10 protein-coding genes are annotated in these 11,097 nt (G+C 56.4%); 3 read left to right on the top strand and 7 right to left on the bottom strand.

Going from position 1 to position 11,097, the window contains the following annotated elements; all coding sequences use genetic code 11:
• Nucleotides 1–3 precede the first annotated feature (3 nt).
• Entirely contained in the window at nt 4–1,353 is a 1,350-nt protein-coding gene (locus KGP26_RS05725) for a Na(+)-translocating NADH-quinone reductase subunit A (RefSeq protein WP_021805597.1), read from the bottom strand.
• A gap of 546 nt (nt 1,354–1,899) precedes the next feature.
• On the opposite strand from KGP26_RS05725, the gene dpaA reads away from it, so the two are divergent.
• Nucleotides 1,900–2,670 carry a peptidoglycan meso-diaminopimelic acid protein amidase gene (gene dpaA / locus KGP26_RS05720; protein ID WP_021805598.1) on the top strand — a complete coding sequence of 257 codons (771 nt, stop codon included), beginning with the start codon at nt 1,900–1,902 and terminating at the stop codon, nt 2,668–2,670.
• On the opposite strand, the gene KGP26_RS05715 is transcribed toward dpaA, so the two are convergent.
• Nucleotides 2,608–3,408: a class II glutamine amidotransferase gene (locus tag KGP26_RS05715; protein ID WP_024483642.1), complete on the bottom strand. Its 801-nt coding sequence runs from the start codon at nt 3,406–3,408 to the stop codon at nt 2,608–2,610. The two genes, dpaA and KGP26_RS05715, sit on opposite strands and share 63 nt — an antisense overlap.
• Before the next feature lie 84 nt (nt 3,409–3,492).
• On the bottom strand, nt 3,493–4,074 hold the full coding sequence (lpcA, locus tag KGP26_RS05710) for a D-sedoheptulose 7-phosphate isomerase (protein WP_223665140.1): 582 nt from the start codon (nt 4,072–4,074) through the stop codon (nt 3,493–3,495).
• Between the two features lie 256 nt (nt 4,075–4,330).
• Between lpcA and fadE the strand changes: the two genes are divergently transcribed.
• Entirely contained in the window at nt 4,331–6,787 is a 2,457-nt protein-coding gene (fadE, locus tag KGP26_RS05705; RefSeq protein WP_223665139.1) for an acyl-CoA dehydrogenase FadE, read from the top strand.
• A 75-nt stretch (nt 6,788–6,862) separates the two neighbouring features.
• Here fadE and mtnK read toward each other — a convergent pair whose 3' ends face one another.
• The gene (gene mtnK / locus KGP26_RS05700; protein WP_021805600.1) at nt 6,863–8,062 is read right to left on the bottom strand and encodes an S-methyl-5-thioribose kinase; all 1,200 of its coding nucleotides are present in this window, start codon (nt 8,060–8,062) and stop codon (nt 6,863–6,865) included.
• A 143-nt stretch (nt 8,063–8,205) separates the two neighbouring features.
• Here mtnK and mtnA point away from each other — a divergent pair, with 143 nt between their 5' ends.
• Complete coding sequence (gene mtnA / locus KGP26_RS05695) at nt 8,206–9,234, top strand: S-methyl-5-thioribose-1-phosphate isomerase (RefSeq protein ID WP_059199925.1); 1,029 nt, start codon at nt 8,206–8,208, stop codon at nt 9,232–9,234.
• 11 nt (nt 9,235–9,245) lie between these two features.
• Here the strand turns inward: mtnA and KGP26_RS05690 are convergent, their stop codons facing one another.
• The 3 genes from KGP26_RS05690 to KGP26_RS05680 are packed head-to-tail and all read right to left on the bottom strand — an operon-like array spanning nt 9,246 to nt 11,085.
• On the bottom strand, nt 9,246–9,788 hold the full coding sequence (locus KGP26_RS05690) for an acireductone dioxygenase (protein ID WP_021805602.1): 543 nt from the start codon (nt 9,786–9,788) through the stop codon (nt 9,246–9,248).
• The gene (mtnC, locus tag KGP26_RS05685; protein ID WP_223500928.1) at nt 9,788–10,474 is read right to left on the bottom strand and encodes an acireductone synthase; all 687 of its coding nucleotides are present in this window, start codon (nt 10,472–10,474) and stop codon (nt 9,788–9,790) included. The genes KGP26_RS05690 and mtnC overlap by 1 nt, the downstream gene beginning before the upstream one ends.
• Nucleotides 10,471–11,085, bottom strand: a complete 615-nt coding sequence (locus KGP26_RS05680) for a methylthioribulose 1-phosphate dehydratase (protein WP_021805604.1) — start codon at nt 11,083–11,085, stop codon at nt 10,471–10,473. Before KGP26_RS05680 ends, mtnC begins: the two co-directional genes overlap by 4 nt.
• Nucleotides 11,086–11,097 lie beyond the last annotated feature (12 nt).

The following is an 11,097-nucleotide window of genomic DNA, read 5'->3' as shown; positions in this document are numbered from 1 at the left end:
CGGTTATCCTTCCTGCTCAATCTTGGTCAGCACTTCGCGCAGCACCGGGCCATATTCATACTTGCCGGGGCAAACGAAGGTACACAACGCCAGATCTTCTTCATCCAGCTCCAGACAGCCCAGCGCCTGGGCACTGTCCGTATCGCCCGCCAGCAGATCGCGCAGCAGATGCGTCGGCAGAATATCCAGCGGCATCACCCGCTCATAATTGCCGATCGGCACCATCGAACGCTCACCGCCGTTGGTGGTGGTCGAGAAAGCGAACAGCTTGTGCTTGAGGAAATGGCCCAGCGTGGTACGAGTGATGGAGAACTTGTCCGATGCCGGAGCAATCCAGCCGAACAGCTCTTTCTCCCGGCCTTCCAGCAACACCGAAACCTGGTTGTGGAAACGGCCAAGCCAGGCACTCGGGCCGCTGGCATGGAAGCCGCTCAGCACCGAGCCGGAAATCACCCGGTTCTCACCGGCCTTCAGGCGGCCCGCCGTCAGTTGATCCAGGCTAGCCCCTAAACGGGTGCGCAGCAGCACCGGCTGTTCCACCTGTGGCCCCGCCAAGGCGACCACGCGCTGGGTATCCAGCTTGCCGGTAGTAAACAGGGTGCCGATGGCGATCACGTCCTGATAACCGATATGCCAAACGGTTTTCTTCAGGCTGACCGGCTCCAGGAAGTGAATATGCGTGCCCACCAACCCCGCAGGGTGCGGGCCAGCAAACTCGTTGTAATCAATCTGCGCGCCGGCAGCCGTATCCAGCCGAGTACCCGCTGCGTGGCAGACGTGCACCTTGCCGTCTGTCAGGCGTGCCAATACCGTCAGCCCGGCATTGAATGCCGCCAATTGCTCGTTGATGATCACCAACGGATCCGCTGCCAGCGGCTGAGTATCGATAGCGCTGACGAAAATAGCGCGCGGTGAAGTGCCAGGCCGGGGGGTTCTGCTAAATGGGCGAGTACGCAGTGCGGTCCACAGGCCACTGGCGATCAGATCGCTTTCAACCTGTTGGCGCTCCAGCATCGGCAAATCGGCCTGCTGATAATAGGCCAGTTCCACCTGCTCTTCGCCGCCGTTGTCGATGTCAATCACCACCGATTGCAGCATGCGGCGTTCGCCGCGATTGATAGCGGCGATCTGCCCGCTGGCCGGTGCCGTGAAGAAAACCCCAGGGATCTTCTTATCTTCAAACAGCGCCTGGCCTTTTTTAACACGATCGCCAACCTGTACCAACATGGAGGGGCGCATACCAACATATTCCTGGCCGAGCAGCGCCACTTGCGTGACCGCTGGGCCATCCTGGATCGCCTGCGAAGGGGCCCCAGCTATTGGCAGATCTAACCCTTTTTTTATTTTGATCATAGGATTTTTACGATGTTTTGAATTTTTACACGCCCAACCAACCCAGAGGCAGGCACAAAGCATGCAGGATGATGAGGTGACCCAAGCCCCCTCCGGATGAACACGATGACCTCATGCCCAACTTGAAATATTCACACTGACCGCCGACATCAAGGTCAATGATTAAGCCAATACTGCAAAATGTTAAAACATTGCTATCAACGATGGTGGAATTGTTGCTATTTCACACAATATCCCCGTACTGATCACCGATTAATAACGCTGCAGCATGGGTAAGATATTAACATTTTCGACGGAATTTTTCCGTGCTATCTAGTGACCTGAGTCGAGGAAATGCAATTAAACAGCTGTTATACCTTGACACTACTCGTTAAAAACGTGGGTTCATTTCACTTTTACCGAAGATTGTAGTTTTTTTATACACTTCGCATATTGCTAAAAAACAACACGCTGGTAATCTGACGGGGTTAAATACGACATCTCGTCAGTGGCATGCTGGCTACGTTCTCTACACCAGCAAATAAATATAAGCAGGATAAATTAAGAATGAGCAAAATCGCGCTGTTGTTTGCGATGCTATTTTGTACGCCGCTGATCACGGCGTGCAGCGCCAGTGAGCCAGCCCCGGCTCCCCAGTCCCCTTTGGTTGCACAGCAGTTATTAGGTTCACCGGTCTATATCCAGATATTCAAAGAAGAACGCAAGCTGGAGTTGTACGCCAAGATGGGTAACGAATTCCGTCTGGTGAATAGCTTTCCTATCTGTAACTTCTCCGGAGGGCTTGGTCCGAAGCGCCGTGAAGGGGATTTTAAAAGCCCCGAAGGCTTTTATAGCGTCGACACCCGCCATCTGAAACCAGACAGCAAATATTATCGCGCCATCAATATCGGTTTCCCGAATGATTACGATAAAGCGCAGGGATATTCCGGTGCCTATCTGATGATCCACGGGGAATGCAAATCGATTGGTTGCTACGCGATGACCAACACCTATATGGACGATATCTATCGTTACGTTGAGGCGGCGTTTGCCCATGGGCAAAGCCGGGTGGACATCAGCATTTATCCGTTCCGCATGACCGAACAGAATCTGCAACGCCACCGTTCTTCAACCTACATCAGCTTCTGGCGTCAGTTGAAACCGGGTTATGACTACTTCGTCAAAAACCGTCAGCCGCCGCTGGTTAGCGTAGCCAACGGCCAATATGTGTTGGCACAGCCGGTGATTGGCAGCGGTCAGCCAACGCAGTACGCCTCAACGATTGAGACCAGCAACAACCCGTTCGCCCGCAGCCAACCGCTCACCGTAGTGAAATAACGCAAACTCGCCTGGTGCAATCTTGTGCCAGGTTTCATTGCCCGTCAGCGGTTGAGTCGCAATGACCGTGACCACGTCATCCGGCGTGGTCTGCCGCTGAAAATCAATCTCTACGTCCTGATCGAGCAAGGTGGCTTTGCCAAACGGTGCTCGCCGGGTGATCCAGTAAAGGTTGGTGGAGCAATAGGCCATCACAAAGCGCCCATCTGACAACAGCATATTAAATACCCCTTTCTCTCTGAGCCGGTCGGCCAATAACGCGATATAGCGAAATACGGCTGGCCAGTTGCTGGGAGTGCGTGGGTATTTCAGTGCCAGCTGGTGTAACAGCCAGCAGAAGGCATATTCACTGTCGGTCTGCCCTACCGGACGGAAGTTGCCGGTCGCCAGTTGGCGATAGCCTTTCAGTTGCCCATTGTGAGCGTAAGTCCAGTTGCGGCCCCACAGCTCACGGGTAAAGGGATGGGTATTTTCCAGCGCCACTTCACCGCGATTAGCCTGGCGGATGTGGGAGACCACGGCACAGGACTTGATCGGGTATTCCTGCACCAGGCGGGCAATAGGTGAATTAAAGCTGGGTTGGGGATCCTTGAATGTGCGACAACCGTTGCCTTCATAGAAGGTAATGCCCCAGCCATCTTTATGTGGCCCGGTTCGGCCACCGCGCTGTACCAGCCCGGTAAAGCTAAAGCAGATGTCGGTTGGTACGTTGGCGCTCATCCCGAGCAGTTCACACATCGATTGCCACCCCTTGAGGACTACTGACATTGGTATAAGGGCGCAGCTTGATACCACGCCCTATATTTAATGCTGATCTCGCCGTTAAGCTTTAACCATCTCTTTTTCGATCAACATGATCAAGATGTGGATCGCTTTGATATGGATTTCCTGGATACGGTCGGCGTAGCCAAAGTGCGGTACGCGGATTTCCACGTCGGCGCTACCGGCCATTTTGCCACCGTCTTTGCCGGTCAGGGTGATCACTTTCATCCCCTTGGCACGGGCTGCTTCAATGGCTTTGATGATGTTGCCAGAGTTGCCGGAGGTGGAGATCCCCAGCAGCACGTCGCCTTCGCGGCCTACGGATTCCACATAGCGGGAAAACACGTATTCATAGCCAAAATCATTGCTGACGCAGGACAGGTGGCTAACGTCAGAAATCGCGATGGCCGGATAGCCCGGGCGATTCTCACGGTAGCGGCCAGTCAGCTCTTCTGCGAAGTGCATCGCATCACAATGCGAGCCACCGTTACCGCAGGAAATCACTTTCCCGCCGGCTTTAAAGGAGTCCGCCAGCAGCACTGCCGCGCGTTGGATAGTATCAATGTTGGCGTCATCGCTGAGGAATTTCGCCAGAGTATCAGCCGCTTCATTCAGTTCACTGCGAATTAAATCGTGGTACATAGAGATCGCCTCAAGTTGTGCGGTGGCATCGTCAATCTTTCGTCTTGCAGTGTAACGGATTGCAGAAAAACCTAGAAGCGTTGCGAAGCAAACAGCGCTAGTGTGAACCGACCCGGCGATTTTTTGACAATTGATGCTGTCAGTTTGTGACTTAAGTTGTAATTAAAGTGTAAATACATTGATAAAAAAATGGGTATGGACTAAAACCATTAGATATACACAACAGGTCAGACCTCTTACTACTTCGGAGCTTCTTATGATGGTTCTTAGTATCGTTGTTCTACTCGCGCTCATTGGTGTGGTGTTTTATCACCGAGTGAACCTGGCTCTCAGCAGTCTGCTGCTGTTGGCCTTTACTGCGGCCATGGGCGCTATCGGCCTCTGGACCTACTGGATGCTGGTACCGCTGGCAATCGTGCTGCTGCCGCTGAACATCGTTTCGCTGCGCCGCTCGCTGCTTTCTGCCCCTGCACTGCGCGCTTTCCGCAAAGTGATGCCGCCAATGTCCACCACGGAAAAAGAAGCCATCGACGCCGGGACCACCTGGTGGGAAGGCGATCTGTTCCGCGGCCAACCGGATTGGAACAAGCTGCACAACTATCCGCAGCCTAAGCTGACGGAAGAAGAGCAAGCCTTTATCGACGGCCCGGTAGAAGAAGCCTGCCGCATGGCCAATGACTTCGAGATCACCCACGAACTGGCCGATCTGCCGCCGGAGCTGTGGGCCTATCTGAAAGAGCACCGCTTCTTTGCGATGATCATCAAGAAAGAGTACGGCGGGCTGGAATTCTCCCCTTATGCTCAGGCCCGCGTCCTGCAAAAACTGGCCGGTGTCTCAGGTATTCTGGCGATCACCGTCGGCGTGCCTAACTCCCTCGGCCCAGGCGAACTGCTGCAACATTACGGCACTGAAGAACAGAAAGATCACTATCTGCCAGGCCTGGCGCGCGGCGACGAAATTCCTTGTTTCGCCCTGACCAGCCCAGAAGCAGGTTCCGACGCTGGGGCCATCCCGGACGTAGGCACCGTGTGCATGGGCGAATGGCAAGGCAAGCAGGTGCTGGGCATGCGCCTGACCTGGAACAAACGCTACATTACCCTGGCGCCGATTGCCACCGTACTGGGGCTGGCCTTCAAGCTGCATGACCCAAGCCGCCTGCTGAGCGATAACGAATCCCCCGGGATCACCTGTGCGTTGATCCCAACCAACACCCCAGGGGTAGAGATCGGTAACCGTCACTTCCCGCTCAACGTGCCGTTCCAGAATGGCCCAACCCGCGGCAACGACGTGTTCGTGCCGATCGATTACATCATTGGCGGGCCAAAAATGGCCGGTCAAGGCTGGCGGATGCTGGTTGAATGCCTGTCGGTTGGCCGTGGTATCACACTGCCGTCCAACTCCACCGGCAGCCTGAAATCGGTGGCTTTGGCGACCGGTGCTTACGCCCATATTCGCCGCCAGTTCAAAATCTCTATCGGTAAGATGGAAGGGATTGAAGAACCACTGGCACGTATTGCCGGTAACACCTACGTAATGGATGCAGCCGCCTCGCTGATCACCTATGCGTTGATGCAGGGCGAAAAACCTGCGGTGCTGTCTGCCATCGTGAAATACCATTGTACCCACCGTGGCCAGCAGGCCATCATTGATGCGATGGATATCACCGGCGGTAAAGGCATCATGCTGGGCGAAGCCAACTTCCTGGCCCGTGCCTACCAGGGCGCGCCAATCGCCATCACGGTAGAAGGTGCCAATATCCTGACCCGTACCATGATGATCTTCGGCCAGGGCGCGATCCGCTGCCATCCTTATGTACTGACCGAAATGGCAGCCGCGCAGAACAACGATCTACACAGCTTCGACCAGGCGCTGTTTGGCCACCTCGGCCACGTCGGCAGCAGCAAAATGCGCAGCCTGTGGCTTGGCCTGACCAATGGCCGCACCAGCAGCACGCCAACCAAAGATGCTACACGCCGCTACTATCAGCAGCTCAACCGTCTGAGCGCCAACCTGGCGTTGCTGTCTGACGTTTCCATGGGCGTGCTGGGCGGTAGCCTGAAGCGCCGCGAGCGTATCTCTGCCCGTCTGGGTGACGTGCTGAGCCAGATGTACCTGGCCTCGGCCACGCTGAAACGTTATGAAGATGAAGGGCGTCAGAAAGAAGATCTGCCATTGGTTCACTGGGGCGTGCAAGACAGCCTGAACCAGGCAGAGCAAGCGCTGGACGATTTGCTGCGCAACTTCCCTAACCGCTTTATCGCCGGGGTGATGCGCCTGGTGGTGTTCCCATTCGGTCGCGTGCATACCGCACCTTCGGATAAGCTGGACCATCAGTTGGCGAAGATTATCCAACAGCCTTCTGCCACCCGTAGCCGCCTTGGCCGTGGCCAATACCTGACGCCAAGCGAGCATAACCCGGTTGGCCTGCTGGAAGCCGCGCTGCTGGACGTGATAGCCGCAGAACCTATCCACCAGCGCCTGTGCAAGCAAGCGGGTAAGAACCTGCCGTTCACCCGTCTGGATCGTCTGGCACAGCGTGCACTGGATGAAGGCAAAATCAGCGCCGACGAAGCCAAGATCCTGGTGAAAGCGGAAGAGAGCCGTCTGCGTTCAATCAACGTTGATGACTTTGCGCCAGACGCGCTGGCGGCGCAGCAGCCGGTAAAGCCCGTAAAGCTGGAAAAACGCCAGAAGCAGACTGAAGCTGCATAACGTTCAGCGGCCGTAAATGCCAAAGGGGCGATACCGTTAAGGATCGTCCCTTTTTCATTGCAGATTCAGATTGGCTCAGCCATGTTGGCGGATACGGGCCAGCAAGGCATCGATGTGTTCTATGTGCGGCGCGTTGACGATCAGCGCGCGGCCCAGATTGAGGGCGTTGCGCTGACATTCGGCACGCATTTCCACATCGGTGATACTGTCCAGATCGGCCACGTGCGCCAGCCCGATAGTACGGCGTATCAGCTCCGTACCGCAGTAACCCACCGCATCCGTCCATACCTGTTGCAGGAACTGCTCGGCATAGCCCGGCAGCGCCAGCGTTGCATCACGACTATGTTGATGGCACAACGCCAGAAAGCGATCGGCAAAGATCAGCCACAGCTCACGCACATCCTGCAACCGCTGCTCACGCCCAGCCGCCGCATCACGCGGGCCAAACAGCCCAGGTAACCCGCAATAGTTCAGCAGCAGGTTGCCCAATGCAGTGCCAATATCAAAACCGATCGGCCCGTAAAAGCCGAACTCGGCGTCGATCGCCTTCAGCTTGCCTTCCGCGACAAAGATCGAACCGCTGTGAATATCACCGTGCAGCAGCGCTTCGGCCTTGCTCAGGAAACGATGTTTCAGCCCGGCCACCGCCAACTTCAGCGCCGCGTCATTGCGTAGCGCCTGCACCTGCGGCAACAGCGCCTCGTCAAACTGATTACGCTCATGATCCTGGTAAGGATCGCTGAAAAACAGATCTTCGGTGATCTGGCACAGCTCCGGGTTGGTGAAACGGCTGACTTCGGCCTTTTTCAGCTGTGCGGTCTGGTAAAAATCAGAGGTGTGGAACAGCGTTTGCGCCAGGTATTCCGCCAGTTGCCCGGCAGCCAGCGGATAGTAACGCCCCTTCACCAGTTCGCTGCGCCAGATGTGATGGTCAGAGAGATCTTCTTGCACCATCACCGCCAGCTCAGGATCGTGATGCAGCACCTGCACCGTGTGGCGCGGGCACAGCGCCCCGTGGATCAGCAGCGTTTCCGCTTCGATACGCGCCCGATCCAGCGTCAACGGCCAGGATTCCCCCACGCAACGCACGTACGGCAGCGCCTGTTTGACAATCACCCGGCTGACGCCGTCAGCATCACGGATTTTAAACACCAGGTTCAGATTGCCATCGCCGATCTCGTCGGCGCTCACCAGCGCCTGTGGATCGGCCAGTTGACCATATTGGCGCGCGTATTCAACGGCATCGGCAGCAGTAAACGTACGATATTGTGACATCCCCCAACCCCTCTGTTCTTTCCCATAGCGATGATTTTTTTATTTTTAGCCGCAAAAGCGTTTGGACGTCTATACATCCGGATGTCATGTTGGCAGAATGGGTTCACAGATGCAATAAGAAACACACAAGGATTTAACCACTGATGCAAGCACTTAACACCACCAGCCTGAGCCTGCAAGACAACCGCCTCCAGATCCTCGACCAGCAAGCTTTGCCGCAGGAAACGTGCTGGCTGCCCTGCGACAGCGTGGACGAATTGGTTGGGCATATCCGCGCCCTGCGGGTGCGTGGCGCACCGTTGATCGGGCTGTCTGCCAGCCTGCTGCTCGCCCTGTTGGCCGAGCGTGGCCTGTCGCAGGCAGAGTTGGAGCAGGCATTACAGACGCTACGCGCCTCACGCCCGACCGCGGTGAACCTGATGAACAATCTGGATCGTATGAAGCAGGCTTTGGCACAACCAGATTGGGTGAGCGCGATGGCCGAAGAGGCGCTACGCCTGGTAGAGGAAGATCGGACCCTGTGCGATCGCATCGCCGATAACGGGGCCGAGTGGGTGAAACCGGGCAGTCGCCTGCTCACCCATTGCAACACCGGGGGACTGGCGACGGCGGGCGTGGGCACGGCGATTGGCGTTCTATTGCGAGCGCATCAGCAAGGCAAGATCGCCCAGGTTTGGGTCGATGAAACTCGTCCGTTGCTGCAAGGGGGCCGCCTTACCGCCTGGGAACTGGGTGAGCTGGGCATTCCTTACCGCTTGATCTGCGATTCCATGGCCGCCAGCCTGATGGCTACGGGCCAGGTCGATGCCGTCTGGGTAGGCGCAGACCGCATTGCGGCCAACGGTGACGTGGCCAATAAAATCGGCACTTACAGCCTGGCGGTGCTGGCCCATTACCACCGTATTCCGTTTTACGTGGCCGCCCCACACACCACGCACGATCCTCATTGCCCGAACGGCGCGGCCATTCCTATCGAACAGCGCGCGGCAGAGGAAGTGACGGGGGTCAGCGGTAGCTTTGGTTCCTGCCAGTGGGCACCGCTCAATGCGCCAACCTACAACCCGGCATTCGATGTCACTCCAGCAGCATTAATCAGCGGCTGGGTGTTGGATAGCGGCGTCATTACGCCAGAGCAGGTTGCCGACGGCATTTTCCAGCGCGCATTGGCATAACCTTTTGCCCCTCAATCTAGCTTTGGATATGCCTCGGCAATCTGGTCGCCGGTGAAATGGGCCACCCAACCTTCCGGATTATCAAATACGCGGATGGCGGTGAAGTTGGGGGCCGAGCCCATATCAAACCAGTGGCGAGTATTGGCCGGCACCGAGATCAGATCGTTTTTCTCGCACAGGATTTGGAAGATTTTGCCTTCGAGATGCAGGCAAAACAGCCCCGCCCCTTCAACAAAGAAGCGCACTTCATCCTCGCCATGAGTATGCTCGGCCAGGAATTTTTCCCGCAGCACTTCACGCTGGGCGTTGTCCGGACGCATGCTGATCACATCCCAGCTCTGGTAGCCCTTTTCCGCCACTAGCCGGTCGATCTCATGCTGATAGGCGGCAATCACCGCTTCTGGCTGTGGGCTCTCGCCCAACTCACGATCGGCCTGCCAACGCTCAAAACGTACGCCAATCTGCGCCAACTGCTGCTGAATAGCCTGTGCATCCTGGCTCTGCCATAACGGCTGCTGCGGCTCTTTATCGCTAAAAATGGTCAATCCACTCATTAGACAAACTCCCCTAACTCGATGTGATCAAAACGGTTAACCTGCCGGTGCTGGCTTTGTGGATCGGCAGCGTCACGGATCAGTTGGCAGGTATGCCAACCTGCCAGCCGCGCCGCGTCCAATTCCTGATGGATATCGGACAGGAACAACAGTTCAGTTGGCTCCAGGCCAATAGCCTTAGCGATATTCTGATACGACTGGTTTTCACGCTTGGCCCCCACGTGCGTATCAAAGTAACCGCTGAACAGCGGTTGCAGATCGCCCGCATCGCTGTAACCAAACAGCAGCTTTTGCGCTTCAACCGAGCCGGAGGAATAGACGAACAGTTTCAATCCTTGCTGCTGCCAAGCGGCCAGCTGTTCGGCCACCTCCGGGTAGAGATGCCCCTGAAAATCGCCGTTCAGGTAACCGCTGCGCCAGATAATGCCCTGCAAGGCCTTCAGCGCGGTCGATTTGCGATCTTCGTCCATAAAGCGATAAAGGGTGGTAATAAGCCGCTCATTATCGGCGTCCGGCTGCGCAATCTCTGCACGCAATGCCACCAGCGGAGCCGCAACTTCGGCGTCGTTGGCATGGCTGCGGATAAACTCCCCCAGCCGCTCACGGGCATAGGGGAACAGCACCTGATGCACAAAGCGGATATCGCTGGTGGTGCCTTCAATATCGGTGACGATGGCGCGGATCATTTAGCCTCCAGTAAACGGCGTTGCAGTTCGCACTGGAACAGGAATTCCAGCCCTTCAAGGTGGCGGCGCGCTTCCTCCACCTGTTTGCCCCAGCAATACAAGCCGTGGCCGCGCACCAGAAAACCGTACTGCAAGGGCGTTACCTCGGCATATGCGGCAACACGCGCAGCCAGCGCCGGAATATCCTGGTCGTTATCAAAAATGGGGATGCTGACGCTGTCGAGATGGCTCTTCTGCCCGCTAAGGGATTTCTGCATTTCATACCCTTGCAGCACCAGCGCTTCACTTTTCTCCACGCGGGAAAGCACGGTGGCATTGACCGAATGGGTATGCAGGATGGCACCGACGGTGGGATAAAGGCGGTAGATCAACGTGTGCAGGCCGGTTTCCGCCGAAGGCGTACGGCCGCTGGGGACATGGTTGTTTGCCGTTTCCACCAGCAATAAATCCTGTTCGCTCAGGCTGCCCTTGTCTTTGCCGGACTCGGTTACCAGGCAATGTTGGGTATCGAGGCGCAGCGACATATTGCCGCCGGTTGCCGGGCACCAGCCTTTCTCACCGATCCAGTGGCAGGCGGCCAATAGGGCAGATAATTGCGGGTTTTCTGTCATTCCGTCTTGTTT

It is taken from the genome of Serratia sp. JSRIV002 (assembly GCF_019968725.1).
GTDB lineage: Bacteria > Pseudomonadota > Gammaproteobacteria > Enterobacterales > Enterobacteriaceae > Chania > Chania fonticola_B.
The sequence above is the reverse complement of the archived record's forward strand: the minus strand, read 5'-3'. Positions and strand labels throughout refer to the sequence as shown.